At 66.2% G+C, this 16,310-nt stretch carries 18 protein-coding genes; 9 read left to right on the top strand and 9 right to left on the bottom strand.

Translation table 11 applies throughout. The annotated features are described in order from the left end of the window. Positions 1–247 precede the first annotated feature (247 nt). The 4 genes from BLW40_RS09305 to BLW40_RS09290 all read right to left on the bottom strand — a co-directional run bounded on the left by BLW40_RS09305 (position 248) and on the right by BLW40_RS09290 (position 2,406). The gene (locus BLW40_RS09305; protein ID WP_074767843.1) at positions 248–763 is read right to left on the bottom strand and encodes a DUF6803 family protein; all 516 of its coding nucleotides are present in this window, start codon (positions 761–763) and stop codon (positions 248–250) included. An 81-nt stretch (positions 764–844) separates the two neighbouring features. Continuing rightward, positions 845–1,171 carry a hypothetical protein gene (locus tag BLW40_RS09300; protein WP_074767841.1) on the bottom strand — a complete coding sequence of 109 codons (327 nt, stop codon included), beginning with the start codon at positions 1,169–1,171 and terminating at the stop codon, positions 845–847. Then, the gene (locus BLW40_RS09295; RefSeq protein WP_074767839.1) at positions 1,168–1,596 is read right to left on the bottom strand and encodes a VanZ family protein; all 429 of its coding nucleotides are present in this window, start codon (positions 1,594–1,596) and stop codon (positions 1,168–1,170) included. Before BLW40_RS09295 ends, BLW40_RS09300 begins: the two co-directional genes overlap by 4 nt. A 171-nt stretch (positions 1,597–1,767) precedes the next feature. Beyond that, positions 1,768–2,406, bottom strand: coding sequence for a cation efflux transmembrane domain-containing protein (locus tag BLW40_RS09290; RefSeq protein WP_074767837.1), 639 nt, complete (start codon positions 2,404–2,406; stop codon positions 1,768–1,770). A 64-nt stretch (positions 2,407–2,470) separates the two neighbouring features. On the opposite strand from BLW40_RS09290, the gene BLW40_RS09285 reads away from it, so the two are divergent. Both BLW40_RS09285 and BLW40_RS09280 read left to right on the top strand, forming a co-directional pair. Next, positions 2,471–2,872, top strand: coding sequence for a MerR family transcriptional regulator (locus BLW40_RS09285; protein WP_074767835.1), 402 nt, complete (start codon positions 2,471–2,473; stop codon positions 2,870–2,872). Positions 2,873–3,006: 134 nt separating this feature from the next. After that, positions 3,007–3,516, top strand: a complete 510-nt coding sequence (locus tag BLW40_RS09280) for a phosphate-starvation-inducible PsiE family protein (protein ID WP_074767833.1) — start codon at positions 3,007–3,009, stop codon at positions 3,514–3,516. A 60-nt stretch (positions 3,517–3,576) separates the two neighbouring features. Here BLW40_RS09280 and hemN read toward each other — a convergent pair whose 3' ends face one another. Continuing rightward, positions 3,577–4,929: an oxygen-independent coproporphyrinogen III oxidase gene (hemN, locus tag BLW40_RS09275; RefSeq protein WP_074767831.1), complete on the bottom strand. Its 1,353-nt coding sequence runs from the start codon at positions 4,927–4,929 to the stop codon at positions 3,577–3,579. Between the two features lie 173 nt (positions 4,930–5,102). Between hemN and BLW40_RS09270 the strand changes: the two genes are divergently transcribed. Next, complete coding sequence (locus BLW40_RS09270; RefSeq protein WP_074767829.1) at positions 5,103–5,798, top strand: Crp/Fnr family transcriptional regulator; 696 nt, start codon at positions 5,103–5,105, stop codon at positions 5,796–5,798. 72 nt (positions 5,799–5,870) lie between these two features. Further along, on the top strand, positions 5,871–6,239 hold the full coding sequence (locus BLW40_RS09265; RefSeq protein WP_074767827.1) for a NifB/NifX family molybdenum-iron cluster-binding protein: 369 nt from the start codon (positions 5,871–5,873) through the stop codon (positions 6,237–6,239). Between the two features lie 227 nt (positions 6,240–6,466). Here BLW40_RS09265 and BLW40_RS09260 read toward each other — a convergent pair whose 3' ends face one another. Beyond that, on the bottom strand, positions 6,467–7,486 hold the full coding sequence (locus BLW40_RS09260) for a class 1 fructose-bisphosphatase (RefSeq protein WP_074767825.1): 1,020 nt from the start codon (positions 7,484–7,486) through the stop codon (positions 6,467–6,469). Positions 7,487–7,667: 181 nt separating this feature from the next. Between BLW40_RS09260 and BLW40_RS09255 the strand changes: the two genes are divergently transcribed. Beyond that, positions 7,668–8,345 (top strand): extensin family protein, encoded by a 678-nt coding sequence (locus tag BLW40_RS09255; protein ID WP_074767823.1) that lies wholly within the window; start codon positions 7,668–7,670, stop codon positions 8,343–8,345. A gap of 1 nt (position 8,346) precedes the next feature. On the opposite strand, the gene BLW40_RS09250 is transcribed toward BLW40_RS09255, so the two are convergent. Then, positions 8,347–8,853, bottom strand: coding sequence for a hypothetical protein (locus tag BLW40_RS09250; protein ID WP_074767821.1), 507 nt, complete (start codon positions 8,851–8,853; stop codon positions 8,347–8,349). A gap of 171 nt (positions 8,854–9,024) precedes the next feature. Here BLW40_RS09250 and BLW40_RS09245 point away from each other — a divergent pair, with 171 nt between their 5' ends. Further along, on the top strand, positions 9,025–9,744 hold the full coding sequence (locus BLW40_RS09245) for an SIMPL domain-containing protein (protein ID WP_074767819.1): 720 nt from the start codon (positions 9,025–9,027) through the stop codon (positions 9,742–9,744). A 68-nt stretch (positions 9,745–9,812) separates the two neighbouring features. Here the strand turns inward: BLW40_RS09245 and BLW40_RS09240 are convergent, their stop codons facing one another. Further along, positions 9,813–11,180 (bottom strand): M48 family metalloprotease, encoded by a 1,368-nt coding sequence (locus BLW40_RS09240; RefSeq protein ID WP_074767817.1) that lies wholly within the window; start codon positions 11,178–11,180, stop codon positions 9,813–9,815. On the opposite strand from BLW40_RS09240, the gene BLW40_RS09235 reads away from it, so the two are divergent. Beyond that, positions 11,167–12,792, top strand: a complete 1,626-nt coding sequence (locus tag BLW40_RS09235; RefSeq protein WP_074767815.1) for a gamma-glutamyltransferase — start codon at positions 11,167–11,169, stop codon at positions 12,790–12,792. The two genes, BLW40_RS09240 and BLW40_RS09235, sit on opposite strands and share 14 nt — an antisense overlap. Further along, positions 12,792–13,949 carry a pyridoxal phosphate-dependent aminotransferase gene (locus tag BLW40_RS09230; protein ID WP_074767813.1) on the top strand — a complete coding sequence of 386 codons (1,158 nt, stop codon included), beginning with the start codon at positions 12,792–12,794 and terminating at the stop codon, positions 13,947–13,949. Before BLW40_RS09235 ends, BLW40_RS09230 begins: the two co-directional genes overlap by 1 nt. A gap of 48 nt (positions 13,950–13,997) precedes the next feature. Here BLW40_RS09230 and BLW40_RS09225 read toward each other — a convergent pair whose 3' ends face one another. After that, positions 13,998–15,083 carry a carotenoid 1,2-hydratase gene (locus BLW40_RS09225; RefSeq protein WP_244511118.1) on the bottom strand — a complete coding sequence of 362 codons (1,086 nt, stop codon included), beginning with the start codon at positions 15,081–15,083 and terminating at the stop codon, positions 13,998–14,000. A gap of 346 nt (positions 15,084–15,429) precedes the next feature. On the opposite strand from BLW40_RS09225, the gene BLW40_RS09220 reads away from it, so the two are divergent. Continuing rightward, positions 15,430–16,296 carry a polyprenyl synthetase family protein gene (locus BLW40_RS09220; protein ID WP_074767811.1) on the top strand — a complete coding sequence of 289 codons (867 nt, stop codon included), beginning with the start codon at positions 15,430–15,432 and terminating at the stop codon, positions 16,294–16,296. The last annotated feature ends 14 nt before the right edge of the window (positions 16,297–16,310 follow it).

Here is a 16,310-nt window from a genome sequence, read left to right as displayed (position 1 = left end):
ATTCAAAGGGTGGTACAGTGTTCGACAACCGAACACCGAGTTTTTATTAACTTTCGGTAATCTCGCATCACTCGGTTTCCAAGTCAATACGAAATTTCGTCCGGTAGCAAAATCATCACAGCGGGGAAAATACCCACCCGTTCGTGGCGGCGGATCTCTGGTCCGATTTTCGACCGAACCCGCCGCCACACCGGCCAGAGGCCCCACCAAAGGGCAGGCCCCGGAACAGCCCGGGGCCTGCCCGCTTTTACGGTGCCATCGAATGCCCCTGATGCGGCTCCGCCGTCGCGGCGGAAGGGGCCATGGCCAAGGTGGGGTCGAGCATCCCGAAGATCATCGCGACATGGGCGACGATCAGGAACGCCCCGACCAGGGCGGCATGGATCGTCATCCGGCTATGAGCGTCACGACCGCGTGCGATCAGTCCCAAATCGAGCAGGGCAATGCCGCCGAGCGGCACCACTCCGAGCAGGTAGGCCCCGACCGCGACCATGTCGATCCACCCGCGCCAGCCGCCGGAGGCCGTAAGCGGCAAGACCGCCTCGGTGACGAGATAGAGGACGATACCGACGAAATAGAGTCCGACGACGATCCCGGCGGTGCGATTGATCCGCCGGATCACCCCGTCGTAAGAGCGGGTCGCCAGCAGATACAGTTCGGTGACCGCGACGGTTTCGGCCAGAATGACGGGGACAGCCATGAAAAGAAACAGGTTCCACGGCTGGTTGACCGCCAGAAGTTCCATGTAATGGGTCATGTTCATGTGACACGGTTCCTCGTTGCCTGCCTTCGGAACGAACGGCAGGACACGTATGGGTCATTGCTAAACCAAGGGAATACCGTGTCAGAACAGCGGTGGGCGCACGGGTGGAGGCCAGTCGAGCCGCCTGGGGGCCGACAGGGCGATCTTGACGGGAAGGGACGCCGGGAGCGGACGGATATCCGCCTTCACCGGAAGCGGGACGAGCAGGGTCTGGGTTACGCACTGACAGACGGAAACCGGACAGCCGCCCGTGTCGGCATGATGTCCCGGCGGCGCATCGGAACGCGGGTGATCGACGTGCGCCGCGCATCCCGGCATCGACGCGGGGTGCGGCCCGGCGGCCACGACCAGACCGGCACCGAAAAGCTGGGCCAGCAGCATCGTCAGGGCGACCAGGACAGCCTTCACCGTACCTCCCCGGAATCATCCGCCGCCACGTTAGTCGATCGCATGTCCAAACGGAAGCGTCGCCCTCCGTCCCGACGGCCGTCCCTCCAGCGCCGCGCCGAGGCGTAGAGGGTTCCCCCGATCGCGACTCCGCTGACGCTCGAGAGATAGTCCCAGGGCGAGGATTGTCGGCCCGGAACGAAATGCTGCCCTACCTCCATCAGCCCGGCATAGGCCGCGAGGCAAACCAGCACCGCCCCCAGGCCAAAGCGCCCGGCATAGGCCAGAGCAATGATGATGGCCGCCCCGGTATAGGCGACGGAATGTTCAATGTGACCGCCGATGCCGGTCCGGATCATCTCGTCTCCGGGCGTCCACGACAAGATCAGCAGCAGCACGACGCACCCCCAGGCGGCGGCACGGAGGGCGTTTGCCGAGCGGCTCATTCCGCGTCCCCCACGGTACGGCCCGGGGACGATCCGAGCCTGGCTCGGGCTGTATGGCATGGCTCAGATGTCATTTCCGCCCCCATTATTCCATCGGAGATAGATGGACGATCATACCCCAAAGCCTCCCGCCATGCTCGGCTCGCGCTGGAAATAAGCCCGGGTCTGGCCCTATTGCGCCGGGGCGGGGCGGGGGGCAAGCCGCAGTTCGGCCCGGGCGTGGCGGATAATCTGTGCCGCGCCAGAGAGGGCCAGTCCGGCCATGATCGCAGCGACGAGGATATCCGGCCAGCCGGTTCCGGTGGCGAACACGCCGCTGGCGGCCCCCAGCACGGCGAGATTGCCGATTGCGTCGTTGCGCGAACAAATCCACACCGAGCGCATGTTGCTGTCGCCGTCACGGAAGGCGTACAGCATCGCCGCGACGGCGACATTGGCGACCAGGGCGGCGAGACCGACCGCTCCCATCACCTCGGCGGCGGGGACGGTGCCGGTGAGAAGCTGGTGCACGGTATTGCCGATCACCCACAGGCCGAACGCCCCCATCGTCGCCCCTTTCAGCAGCGAGGCCTGCGCCCGCCGCCGCAGCGACAGTCCCAGCACGAACAGGCTGACGCCGTAATTGGCGGCGTCGCCGAAAAAATCCAGCGCATCGGCCAACAAAGCCGCCGATCCCGCCGCGACACCCGCGCCGATTTCGACCAGGAACATCGCCGCATTGATCGCCAGCGCCACCCACAACGCCTTGCGCAGGCGGGGGGCGATCCGGCGATCGACCGGGGTGTGACATGTGGTGCAGCAGCCTGCCATCGCTTCCTCCTCGGCTGAAAGAAGGCTACGATGCAGTCTGTAGTCACTACAGGGTCAAGCGGGAATGGCCGAAATTATCGGGCGCGGCATCGGCGCGCTCAGCCGACAGGCCGGGGTCAAGATCGAGACCATCCGCTATTACGAGCGGATCGGGTTGTTGCCGGTGCCCGACCGCACCCCGGCCGGGTATCGCCAATATGGGGCGGAGCATCTGCGCCGATTGTCGTTCATCCGCAACGGCCGGACCCTGGGGTTTTCGATCGAGGATATCCGGGCGCTGCTCGGTCTGGCCGAACAGCCCGGCCAGCGCTGTGCCGATGCCGACCGGCTGGCTTCGGCGCATCTGGCCGAGGTCGAGCGCAAGATCGCCGAACTCGAACGGCTGCGCGATGCCTTGCGGGCGATCGGGGGGTGCTGTGCCGACCGGGTCGCCGAATGCCGGATCATCGACGCCCTGACCCGATGATGGCCTGACCCGCCCGACCGGAAGCGGCGGGCGATGCCCTCGTTCCCGGCTTTCCGCTACACTGTCGGGCCGGAGGGGCGGCAAGGCGCATTGCCCTCCGCGATTCTGTGCGACCGACCAGGGAAGGGGGGCCTATGAGCGACAGCGATCAATCCGACAAAGAAATTTCCCGCATCAGCCATTTTGCCACGCGCGGATTCCTTAAAATCGAGGTGTTCGCCTATATCGTCCTGGGGGCGATGCTGGCCTTGACCGCGCTGATCGGAATCGGCAATGCCGGAGCCTCGCTGTGGGGGGCTGTCCACGATATCGGCAGTACCGAGAAGATCATTGTCACGATCGACCGGTTGCTGTTCGTCTTGATGCTGGTGGAAATCCTGCACACCGTGCGCGATTCGTTTCGCACCGGCACCTTGGTGTGCGAGCCGTTCCTGATCGTCGGACTGATCGCCTCGATCCGACGGATTCTCAGCATCACCTTGCAATCGTCCCAGGCCAGCCACCCCGGAAGCTGGACGCCGGAATCCGAGGCGATCCTGCATTCGGCGATGCTGGAACTGGCCGTGCTGGGCGGTCTGATTCTGGTGATGGTGATCTCGATCTGCCTGTTGCGCTTCAACAAGCATCGCGCCGCCGAGAAATAGGCGGCTCCACCCCAAGGCCGCCCCGCCGGCAATGCGGGGGGCGGCCGGGGTGGACCGGAATTACACCGCCTTCGAGTGGCGCTGCTCGCCCGCCTTCAGATAGCGGTCGAAAGCGGCGCAGACGGCGCGGACCAGGGTCCGGCCGTCTTCGGTGACGGTGAGGCGACGGCCATCGACGATGACCAGTCCGTCGGCCTGGAGCGGACCGAGCGTGTCGATTTCGGCGTCGAACTGGGCGGCATCGACGTTGTGCGACCCGGCGACGGCGTCGATATCGACCTCAAGGTCGCACATCAGCCGCTCGATGATCTCGCGGCGCAGGCGGTCGTCGTCGCTGACCGCGATCCCGCGCGAGGTGGCCAGCACCCCATCCGAGATCAGACGCTGATAGGCGTGGACCTCGCCTTCGTTGACGACATAGCCCTGGGGCAGCGAGCCGATGCCCGACGCGCCGAACCCGATCAGGGTCGAGGCGGTGTCGGTGGTGTAGCCCTGGAAGTTGCGGTTCAGGGTCTTGGTCTTCAGCGCGATCGCCATCGCGTCGTCGGGGGCGGCGAAATGGTCAAGACCGATCTGGACGTAGCCGTGATCGGCCAGCATCTTGCAGCCCTGCTCGTACATCTGCCAGCGGGTGTCGGTATCGGGCAGCGCCGCCTCGGGGATCAGGCGCTGGTGCTTCTTCATCCACGGCACGTGGGCATAGCCGAACAGGGCGACGCGGCGCGGCTTGAAGCCGGTCAGGGCGGTGTCGATCGTCTTCAGCAGGCCGTCGAGGGTCTGGTGCGGCAGGCCATAGACCAGATCGACATTGACCTCGGCCACGCCATACTGACGCAGCCAGCCGACGACGCGCTCGCTGACCTCATAGGGCTGGATGCGGTTGATCGCCTTCTGCACCTCGGGATCGAGATCCTGGACGCCGATCGAGGCGCGGGTGACGCCGACGCTGCCCAGGGCCTTGATATAGGTCTCGTCGGCGGTGCGGGGGTCGAGTTCGACCGCGATCTCGGACTGATCCTTGAGCAGGAACTTGCTTTTCAGCAACTCGACGGTCTTGACGAAATCGGTGGGGGTCAGAATCGTCGGGCTGCCGCCGCCGAAATGGATGTGGCGGGCCAGCATCCGCTGCGGCAGGGCCTCGGCCACCATTTCGATTTCGCGCCACACCGCTTCCATGTAGGTGGCGACCGGAGCATAGCGGCGGGTCACCTTGGTGTGACAGCCGCAGAACCAGCACATGTCGGCGCAGAACGCGACATGGAGGTACAGCGACAGTTCGAGCGCGGGGTCTAGCCCACCCAGCCACTTGCGGTAGGTTTCGCCGGTTACGCCGGGATGAAAATGCGGCGCGGTGGGGTACGAGGTGTAGCGGGGAACGCGAAGATCGTATTTTGCCGCAAGGTCGGGGCGCATGGCGATTATCCTGAAGCAAGGGACCTGTGAATTATCGGAGGGAAAACCTACTCCGGGCGATGGCGACTTGGCAACCTTCCGCGCCGCCATCCTGGTTTCGGATCGCGCTTGCGGCTATCGTCTTTCGGACGGCGCGTCCCCCCGGCACCGCCCGCAACCCATAGAGGACACGGATGAAGGGCCCTGAAATCGAAGCCGCGTGGCATGGCCTCGCCTCGTGCGATCGTTGCCCGATCCAGGATCTGGTCCTGTTCGCCGACCTGGAAGCCGCCGATTTTGCGGCGATTCATCTGCCGATCGACGATTTGTGGCTGCCGCCCGGTGCCACTCTGTATCGGGCCGAGCAGGCGACCTCGGCGCTGTTCACCCTGCGCGAGGGGCTGGTCAAGCTCGAGCAATATCTTCCCGACGGGACCAAGCGGATCGTCAGTCTGGCCGGGCCGGGCGATGTGCTGGGGCTGGAAGCGACACTTGCCGACAGCTATGAGCACGCCGCGATCGCCTTGCAACCGTCGAAGGTCTGCCGCATCCCGAAGGCGGTGATCGGCTCGCTGTCGGTCAAGATCAACAATCAATTGATGCGGAAATGGCATGAATCCGTCCGCAAGGCCCATGCCTGCACCCGCGATCTCTCGACCGGCAACGCCCGCCAGCGGGTGGCGCGGCTGTTCCTGCTGCTGGCCCCGCCCGAGGCGCGGCGCTGTCGTCTGTTCGGGCGCGAGGATGTTGGCGCGCTGCTGGGTGTCACCACCGAAACCGCCAGCAAGACCGTCGCCGAGTTCAAGCGTCAGGGGCTGGTGCGGGAAATCGCCCCCAATCTGTTCGAACGCGACCTTGCCGCGCTGGAACGGATTGCCGACGGGGATTGACTGACTTCAATGACGCCGGGGCTAAGATCGCCTTAAGGCCAGAGAGTTCCTTTTCTTGGGAGACATGCCGTCATGATCGTTGCCGTTGCCAGCCAGGACTTCACCACCGTTACCCAGCATGCGGGCAAGACCCGCCGCTTCCTGTTGTTCGATGCCACTGCCGGTCAGCCGGTGCGCGAGGTCGGGCGGCTGGATCTGGCCGAGGGGATGGCGATTCACGATTTCGAGGGCGACGGGCCGCACCCGCTCGATCAGGCCAAGGTGGTGGTGGCGGGCAGTGCGGGCGAAGGCTTCATCCGGCGGATGGACGCGCGCGGGATCGTCACCGTCCTGACCGAGCAAACCGACCCGGTCGCCGCGATCCGCCAGTATGTCGAAGGCGCGTTGGCCCCGACCGCCGCCGAATCCGCCGGTCCCTGCGGCTGTCACGGCGACCATTGAGACAAAATCCCGCTGAGTGGACCTCATCGGGATTTGGTTAGGCCCAAGGGGCCGCGCGGCTTATGGCCTGGGAAGGCAAGAGGCGCGGAGGCGCCTCGCCCGCCGCTTGAGGGCCCCGGTGATCGGGTCCGATCACCGGGAGATGGAATGAGCAAAAAAACGCCCCCCGGCGCGAACGATGTGCCGGGGGGCGGTTTCAAAACTCAGAGCAAGCCCTTAAAGCGGGATTAGCTGCGGCCCGCATCGTATTCGGCATGGTAGCCCGCGAGACGGGTAACCTCGTTGCGCGAGCCCAGGATCACCGGCACCCGCTGGTGCAGTTTGGTGGGCGCGACGTCGAGGATGCGGCCGCGTCCGGTGCTGGCGGCACCGCCGGCCTGCTCGATGATGAACGCCATCGGGTTGGCTTCGTACAACAGCCGCAGCTTGCCGCCCTTGGCCTGATTCTCGGCGTCGGCGGGATACATGAACACGCCGCCGCGACACAGGATGCGATGAACCTCGGCGACCATCGAGGCAACCCAGCGCATGTTGAAATCCTTGCCGCGCGGGCCTTCGGCCCCCGCCATGCATTCATCGACATAGCGCCGCACCGGCGGTTCCCAATGGCGCGCGCGCGAGGCGTTGATGGCAAATTCCTGGGTGTCGGTGGGAATCGTCATGTTGGGATGGGTCAACATGAACATCCCGATCGACTGATCGAGGGTAAAGCCGTTGACGCCGCTGCCGGTGGTCAGCACCAACATCGTCGACGAGCCGTAAATGGCGTAACCGGCGGCGATCTGCTTGACGCCCTTTTGCAGGAAGGCGGCTTCGGCGATCGTCGAGGCCCCTTCGGGCAGGCGCAGGATCGAGAAGATCGTGCCGACCGAAATGTTGACGTCGATGTTCGACGACCCGTCGAGCGGATCGAACAACAGCAGATATTTGCCATCGACCGCGCCGTGGACCGGGCGGACATCCTCCATCTCTTCCGACGCCATCCCGGCATAGGCCCCGCCCAGCGCGTTCATGTGCATGAAGATTTCGTTGGAGAGGATGTCGAGCGTTTTCTGTTCTTCGCCCTGGACGTTCTCGGACCCCGCCTTCCCCAGATTGCCGGACAGCGCCCCCTGATTGACCTCGCGCGAGATCATCTTGCAAGCGAAGATGATGTCGGTCATCAGCCCGGTGAAGGAGCCGGTGCCGCCCAGGCGGCGCTGCTCCTGAAGCAGGAAATGGGTCAGCGTGATCCGTTGATAGGGCATGGTCGGTCTCTCCCTGGTGCGCGGCGCGATCGGGATCTTTCCCCCCTGGCCGTCGGATGATGTGTTAGCCGATTCGGCCGCGTGAATCCAATGCGTTGTCGTGTGGGGCGGAATGGGCGTGACTTCATCGCCTCCGCTCCGTTACAAGTGCGATTCTCCACCGATGACGAGGGGACGGTCTTTGAGGTCTGTCCGATATCTGACGGTTGCGGCCGCATTGCTGGTCGGCGCGTGCGCCGGGCCGCCGCCGCGTCCGCCCGCGCCGCCGCCGCCGCCGGTGGCGCTCGATCCCGATGCCGCCTGCCTCCAGGATCTGCGCGACCGCGCCGTCGTGTTCGAGCCGCTGGCGACGGTCGGGGCCTCGCCCGCCTGTCAGGTTCCCAATCCGGTTAAGGTTACCGCCGACGGCCAGATGAACTGGAACCGTCCGGGCGTGCTGTCCTGTACGACGATGCGGGTGGTCGAGCGGTTCGAGGCCGATGCGGTCCAACCGGCGGCGCAGCGTTATTTCGGCCAGCGCGTCGTCCGTCTGCTCCACATGGGCACCTATGAATGCCGCACCCGCCGCACCGATGCGACCGCCGCCGCCGCCGCGGCGGGCAAGCCGGTGCGCGGTGGGCGTCTGTCCGAACATGCGCGGGGGCAGGCGATCGACATCGGCGGGTTCGAACTGGCCGACGGCACCGTCGTCTCGGTCAAGCGCGACTGGCGCGGGGGCGGGCGCAACGCCGCGTTTCTAACCGAGGTTTCTCGCGCCGCCTGCGAGCATTTCAGCGTGGTGTTGACGCCCAATTACAACGCGGTCCACGCCGATCATCTCCATCTCGATATCGGGCCGCACCGCTTGTGCGGGGTGTGATCTATCCCAGCAGGGAATCGATTTCGACCTGGGCCATGGCGCGGTCCGAGCCGTGGATGATCGCGTTGGCGCAATCCATCAAGGCCTGAGCCGCCCGGCTGATCGCCTTGACGTGCTCGGCGATCAGGCCGGGGTCGGCCCCGGCGACGATCTCTTCTTCCAGCCGGGCGACGCCCCCCAGGATCAGCGCGTTCAACTGGGACAAGGTTTCCTCGAACGGGCGGCGGTACTTGGTGGGGACGTGATCGTAGGCTTCGATCGCGAATTGGCGGTCCTTGAAGCTGGATTGGGCGAAATGCTCCTTGTAGGAGCGGGGTTCCCACATCTTGCAATCCTCGACCATGTCCGGCATATCCGGAATCATGTCGATCAGCATCACGATCTCGTTGAAATGGTTCAGATAATCGGTGGCGAGCAGGGTCTGGGCGCTGATGTTGGTGCCATCGACCCTGGCAGCAAAAGCCTCGAACCGCTCCTGCTCGTCGGGAGGTATCTCGGTTTCCGTCACTCTCCCTCCCCCGTCATCGCGGTTACCCCTCCGGTTGTTCATCCTTGCGCCAAGATATCCGGAAATTCAAGGGCGTGGGGCCTATCGCCGATCTCTTGAAAAAAATATGGTGTCCCTCAGGACGAAAAAGAAGAGCATGTTTTCAGCCAAACACGCGGGAGGAAGGCGACGATGCGAGCATTGCTGATGGCGGGCGGACTCGCCCTGTGTCTGGTCGGTATAAGCGGTCCCGCCGCCCAGGCGGCCGAGCCGATGCAGACACTCCTGACCCTGCATGAATCGGCGGAAACGCTGGTCGCGCCCGATATGGTCAGCGTCACCTTGCGCGCCGAGGCCGATGGGACCGACGTCGCCACCCCCCAGCGGGCGCTGAACCGGACCGTTGCCGCCGCCTTGGCCAAGGCGCGGGCGGTCGAGGGCGTCACCATCGCCACCGGACCTTATTATACCAACCGCACCGAACCGGCGGCGAAGGCGGCGGCCTATCCGGTGTGGCGGGCGACCCAGACGATCGAGCTGACGTCGCGCCGCTTCGACGTTCTGCTCGCCCTGGCCGGTGACCTGCAAAGCGACGGTCTGGCGATGGTCGCGATGGAGTATATGGTCAGCGCCGAAGCGCGGGCCGCCGTTCACGAAACCCTGGTGACCGAGGCGTTCGCCGCCCTGCGTCAGGAGGCGAGTCTGGCGGCGCGGGCAACCGGGCTGACCGTCGTCGGCTACAAGACGCTGTCGCTCAGTCCCTCGGGCAGGCCCCCGGTGGTGATGAAGGCCGCGCGCGGGATGGCGATGGCGATGGACCGCGCCGTCCCCCCTCAAGGCGAGGCGGCCGCCCAATCGGTGCGGGTCGATGTCGATGCCGAGGTGGTGCTGGAACCGCGCCACGCCCCTTAAAGGCTTGACGCGGACGGGGGGAGGATGCGGTGTCCCGCTCGCTCCCCCCCTCTTTTCCGAACAATGCCTTACCAGGACGAGCCTTCGCGGTCGCGCGTGGCCTTGACCTGGACGGCCTGGGCTTTGATGTCCTGAATTCGCAGCCAGATCGAGCCCTGGTGCCCCAGCAATTGTTCGGCCTTGTTGGCATGGTAATTGGCCTCGGGCAGCTTGCCCGACAGCAGGAAATGCTCGGCCAGGGCATAGGAGGCCATCCCTTCCTTGCCATCGCGACCGAACGCGATCGCCAATTGCTGCCAGGCGAAGGAATCGTCGGGCTCCAGCCGCACCGCGATGGTGAGGTTGGTGGCGGCGTCGGGCAGCAGGGCCGGGTCGTCGGTCTCGATTTCGGCCTGACCCAGACCGATCCGCAGCAGGGCGCTGTCGGGGAGATATTCGACCGCCTTGCGATAGGGATCGACCGCTTCGCGGCCGCGTCCGTTCTCGAACAGCATCTGGCCCTTCAATTCCCAGAAATAGGGGTCTTTGGGCCGCTCGGCGATCAATCCGTCGATCAGGGCCAGGGCGGCGTTGATGTCGGGTTTGCGGTAAAGGGCGACGGCGCGGGCATAGCGGGACTCGATCGAGGTGTCGGTGTCCTTGTAGCGCATCATCGTCTTGACCGGCGGTTCGACGAAGGCGAACAGCTTGGCCTTGATGCGACGGTGACGTTCGACCCAGTCGGCGGGCCAGGGCTGGCCCGAGAACGGCGATTTCTCGACATGCTCGCGCACGAAGGCGATGCGGTCGCGGGTCAGCGGATGGGTGCGGACATAGGGGTCCTGGCGGGTCGAGACCAGCAATTCCTGGTCGCCCAGGATGTCGAAGAATTCCATCAATCCCTTGGCCGACCAATGGGTGTCGTCGAGGAAGCGCATTGCCATCTGGTCGGCCTGCTGCTCCTGGCTGCGGGAAAAGGCCAGCAGGTTGCGCATCGCCAGTTCCTGGCCGCCCATCATCACCCCGGCGGCGGCCTGACCGTTACCGCTGACCGCGCCGGCGGCGGCGCCGAGCAGCATCGCCAGAATTGCCTCGGTCGAGGCGGCGGCGACCGCGTCGGTGCTGCGGATCAGATGGCCGCCAGCGATATGTCCGGTTTCGTGGGCCATGACCCCGATCAACTGGCCGGGATTTTCCGAGCGGATGATCAGTCCGGTGTGAAAGAAAATATTCTGGCCCGCAGCGACAAAGGCGTTGAGCGACGGATCGTTGATCAGCAGGATGCGGATCGCCCGCGGGTCGAGCCCGGCGGCCTGAAAGATTGGCGTGCCGAAGTCGCGAATGGTATTTTCGACTTCTGCGTCGCGGATGAATTGACGTTTCGACTGCTGGGCTTCAGCTGAAGGCGACAGCAGCGCGATCAGGATCGTCACCAGAAGGAAGATGCGTGTGAACAAGGATCATTCCTCGCCGGTCGAAAGGTTGCACGCAGGGCGGAGACGCCGACTCGCCGCCCTGACGGTGGTGCTGGCCCTGTCGGGCTGCATCGATTCCACGCCGCCGATCGGGACGGTCGGCCATGTTCGCGGTTTTGCCGGTCTGGTCGCCGCCGACGAACCGCGCGCGGCGGTTGTCGCCCGCGATGTCCTGTCCGCCGGAGGAAACGCCGCCGACGCCGCGACTGCTCTCTACTACACTCTGGCAGTGACCCTGCCGTCAACCGCCAGTCTCGGCGGTGGCGGCTCCTGCATTGTACATGACGTCGAGAAAAAGACGACGGAGATCCTGGAATTCCCGGCGCTGCCCTCGAGCGAGGCCGGTCAGGTGACGACGGCGGTTCCCGCCAATCCGCGTGGGTTCTACGCGCTGCACGCCAAATTCGGTCTGATGCGTTTCGAAAGTCTGGTGGCCGAGCCGGAACGTCTGGCCCGTCTCGGAACCCCGGTGTCGCGGGCGCTGGCCAACGATTTGACCCGGGTGGTGCCGCTGCTGTCGCGCGACCCGTCGGCACGGGCGATCTTTTTCCGCCCCGATGGCGCGATCCTGCGCGAGGGCGACATCCTGCGCCAGCCCGAATTGGCGGCGGTGATCGCCAATCTGCGCCGCAATACCGGCGATTTCTATCTGGGGATGGCGGCGCGCGACCTGGTTAAATCGGTCAAAAGCGCGGGCGGTACCCTCAACCTCGACGATCTGCGCGACCTGCGTCCGGTGTGGCGCGACACGCTGAAGGTGCGGGTGGGAAGCGAAATCGCTCATTTTGCTCCGCCGCCTTCGGTCGGCAGCACGGTGACCGCCGAACTGATCGGGATGGTCTGGCCGCGCTGGAGCGGCGCGGGCGAGGACGAACGGCCCCATCTCCTCGCCGAGGCCCAGGCCCGTGCCTTTGCCGACCGCGCCCGCTGGATGCAGCGCAACGGGTGGAGCAACGAAGCGCCCGGCGCGCTGATCGCTCCGGAAAAGCTCGACCGCCTGATCGCCGATTACACTTCCGACCGCCACCGTCCGGTTGCGGGTGCGTCGGCGACGCCGCCCGATGCCAACGCCTCGACCAGTTTCGCTGTGCTCGACGGTTCCGGTTCGGCGGTGGTGTGCGGCATCGGCAGCGGCGCCGTGTTCGGTCAAGGCGTGGTCGCCCCCGGCACCGGGATCGTGCTGGCCGCCGCGCCGGGGCCGGGCGCTCCGCCCAGCGCCACCACGGTGATGGTGGTCAACCCCCACACCAATCGGGTTTTTTTCGCCGCTGGGTCTTCGGGCGGGGCCGCCGCTCCCGCCGCTCTGGCCCAAACCCTGCTGGCCGCCCTGGCCGAGGACAAGCCGCTGGCCGAGGCGGTGGCGCGGCCTCGGGTCGTCCATCTCGGCACCCCCGACGCCGCTTTTGTCGAGGTCGGGGCCCATCCCCTCGATCCCGCGCCGTTGACCCGGCGCGGTCACCAGATCGGGACGGTGACGATGCCCAGCCGGGTCGAGGCCTTGCGTTGCCGCGAGGGATTGTTGCAGACGCCGGATTGCGAGGCCGCCACTGACCCGCGTGGGTCGGGTCTGGCCACCTCGGTGGGAAAAGACTGATGGCGTTCAAGGTTGCCGAGCGGGGGGCGATCGCTCCCTTCATCGTGATGGACGTGATGCGCGAGGCCACCCGGCGCGAGGCGTTGGGCGAAAGCGTGCTGCATCTCGAAGTCGGCCAGCCCTCGGGGCAGGCTCCGGCCGGGGTGCGTGCCGCCGCCGCCCGCGCGCTCGATCGTCTGCCGTTGGGCTATACCGTCGCCAACGGGCTGGATTCATTGCGCGAGCGGATCGCCCGCCATTACGCCCACGCTTATTCCGTCGCGGTGCGGCCCGAGCAGATCGTCGTCACCACCGGCTCGTCGGCCGGGTTTCTGCTCGCCTTTCTCGCCGCCTTCGCGCCGGGCGACCGGGTCGCGGTGGCCGCGCCCGGCTATCCCGCCTATCGCAACATCCTGAAGGCGGTGGGCATCACCTGTGTCGACGTCCCGGTCGGTCCCGACAGCCGCTGGCAATTGACCGCCCGCGTGCTCGAAGGGCTGGATCAGCCGCTCGACGGCGTTATCGTCGCCAGTCCGGCCAACCCGACCGGCAGCATGTTGTCGGCCCACGAAGTCGCCGAACTGGCGATGTGGTGCGAGTTGCACGACATCCGCCTGATTTCGGACGAGATCTATCACGGCCTCACCTATGGCCGCGCCGCCGCCACCGCCGCCGGGATGAAAGCCGCGCCGCATACGGTGGTGGTCAACAGTTTCTCGAAATATTACGCGATGACCGGCTGGCGGCTGGGCTGGCTGGTGGTGCCGGACGATTTGTCCCGCGCCGTCGAATGCCTGCAACAGAATCTGTTCATCTCGCCCCCGACCCTGTCGCAGATCGCCGCCGAAGCGGCATTCGATTGTCTGGACGAGTTGGAGGCCCGTGTCGCGGTCTATCGCGCTAACCGCGACCTGCTGCTGAACGAGTTGCCGTCGGCCGGGTTCGACAAGCTGGCCGCCGCCGACGGGGCGTTCTATCTCTATGCCGATCTGTCCGACCGGACCGATGACAGCGCCCTGTTCTGCGCCCGGATGCTGGCCGAGACCGGGATTGCCACCACGCCGGGAACCGATTTCGATCCGGTGCGGGGTCGGCGCGCCTTGCGCTTTTCCTATGCCGGATCGACTGCCGACATGGCCGAGGCGGCGCGGCGGCTGAAAGCGTGGCGGGGCGTTTAGCGATTGCCCGGCACGGACCAGAGCCGGTCCGTGCCGGGGCGCATCGCCTTAGCGGAACCGGCGCGGCATCCGGAACGGCAGCAGGGCCTGGACCCAGCCGGTGCGGAAGCGGTCGAGGCACAGGCTTTCGTGAAAGCCGGTGACCTTTTCGCCGAACAGCCGGGTTTCGATCACCGAGCGGGTATAAAACGGGGTGTCTTCCAGCACTTCGGTCAGATGGGCGGCGTGCCCGCTGTCGGCGCGGGTGATGCGTTCGACACCCCAGGTGCCGCGCGGCAGGGCGGAGACCGGCGGCGAGTCGGATTCCTCGACCTTGCCGTCACGACCGATCCGCAAGGCGACGGCGAGGTCGCTGCCGTCGCGGCGGGTGACGTCGTAAAGGACGGCGGTGCCGTTCTGGAGCGGCGCCCGCGACCAGGTCCAGCGCACGAAGGATTTCTCCAACGGCACGATCCCGGAATTGGTGTCGAAATAGCCGGGGCCGGACCAGCGCAGGCGGGGATGGCTCAGTTCGACCTCGACCCGCGAATCCGGCGCCAGCGGCGACCAGAAATGCTCGCCTTCGGCATCGAGGCGGACGGAATGACCGGTCAGTGCGCGGGGGTGAACCCGGATCGTGCCCTGAATCCGGCCGGGCAGGGGGAAGGTGCGCTCGGACAGGCGGATTTCAAGCGCGCTGCCGGTCCAGCGCAGCGCGCTCGGCCCGATCACCAGGGTGTCGATGCTGCGATTGACGGCACTGCGGTTGCGCTCGGTCATGCTCCAGCGTTTGGTGGCTCCGTACAGGCAGACATTGACCGAGCAATGGTCCAACGGCTCGGCCGGGCCACCCTTGCGCCGCGCCCAGGCGTAATAGGGCGAGAACACGCTGCCGATAAAGAATATCAGGGTCAGGCCGTGCTTGCCGTCGTCGCTCAGCGCGTCGATATACCACCAGGAATAGCCCGAGCCGGGAATCGGGCGGTCGAAGCGGGGGCCGCGATCGTTGGCGACGCCCAGCGGGACGTTTCCGGTCGGGGCCGGGGCCGCCACGAAGCGGCGGCCGCAGGGGAGGGGGCCGGGATCGGGCATCCCCAATTCCGACGGGCGGATCAGGCCTCCGCCGATCGGGCCGTCGCTCGGGTAAGGCTCCACCCCATCCGCGGCGGCCGGGCGGTCTCCGCCAGTCGTCTGATGCGACGGGCGCATCTTTCCGGACGGTCGAAGGCCAATGGTGTTCATAGATCGAATCTCCCCCGGGCGTTACTGTCGGGGCCGTCCGGCACCGGGCGCACGAATACCTTTAAGTCGGCGCAGGCGGCGACCGACCCCGGGGGGAAGGTGTGGTCGAATTCGCTCTGCCTGTCACGGGAAAAAAACGCGGCGGGCCGATGTGGACGGCTTGGATGCGGGCCGCGGTTCGATCCGCTTCCATCCGCATCGGGAATTTGACATATTGCAAAGAATGACCATTCGGTAACCTGTAACAGAGGGGGGGAACATGGATGCCATGGCTCGGGTCGAGGGGGCTCTGACCACGGCGCTGGAACGGATGAGTGGGCCGGGATGCCCGCCCCGGCTGGCGGAAGCCGTGCGGCATGCAGTGTTTCCCGGTGGGTCGCGACTGCGTCCCCGTCTGTGCCTTGCCGTCGCCGCCGCCTGTGGCGACGATGCGCCCGGTCTGGCCGATGCGACGGCGGCGGCGATCGAGCTGCTGCATTGCGCGTCGCTGGTCCATGACGACATGCCCTGTTTCGACAATGCCGAGATGCGGCGTGGGCGGGCTTCGGTCCACCATGCCTATGGCGAGCCGCTGGCCCTGCTGGTCGGCGATGCCCTGATCGTGGTGGCGTTCGAGCAATTGGCCCAGGCCGGCATCAGCCGTCCCGAGCGGATCGCGCCGTTGCTGCTGATGGTCGGCGGCTCGGTCGGTGCGCCGACCGGGATCATCGCCGGGCAGGCCTGGGAGTGCGAGGACGAGATCAATCTGTCCGAATATCACCAGCAGAAGACCGGCGCTCTGTTCGCTGCCGCGACGATGGCCGGTGCCACCGCCGCCGGGGCCGATCCCGAGGCGTGGCGGGCGTTGGGCGAGCGGCTGGGCGAGGCCTATCAGGTGCTCGACGATATCCGCGACGTCGCCGCCAAGCCGGAAGAGATCGGCAAGCCGACCGGACAGGATCGCGCCAACGACCGGCCCAGCGCCGCGTTGCAGCTCGGACTGGCCGGGGCGCTGCGTCGCCTCGACGAATTGTCGGCCGCCGCGATCGCCGCGATTCCGGAATGCCCGGGTCGGGCCGCGCTTCAGACGATGATCCACGAGCAGGTGTCGAGCCTGCTGCCCAAGAAGCTGCGCCGCGCCGCCTGATCGAATTTCGACCC

The sequence above is a fragment of the Magnetospirillum fulvum genome, assembly GCF_900108475.1.
GTDB classification, from domain to species: Bacteria; Pseudomonadota; Alphaproteobacteria; order Rhodospirillales; family Magnetospirillaceae; genus Phaeospirillum; species Phaeospirillum fulvum_A.
This window is presented reverse-complemented; position numbering and strand designations above follow the sequence as displayed.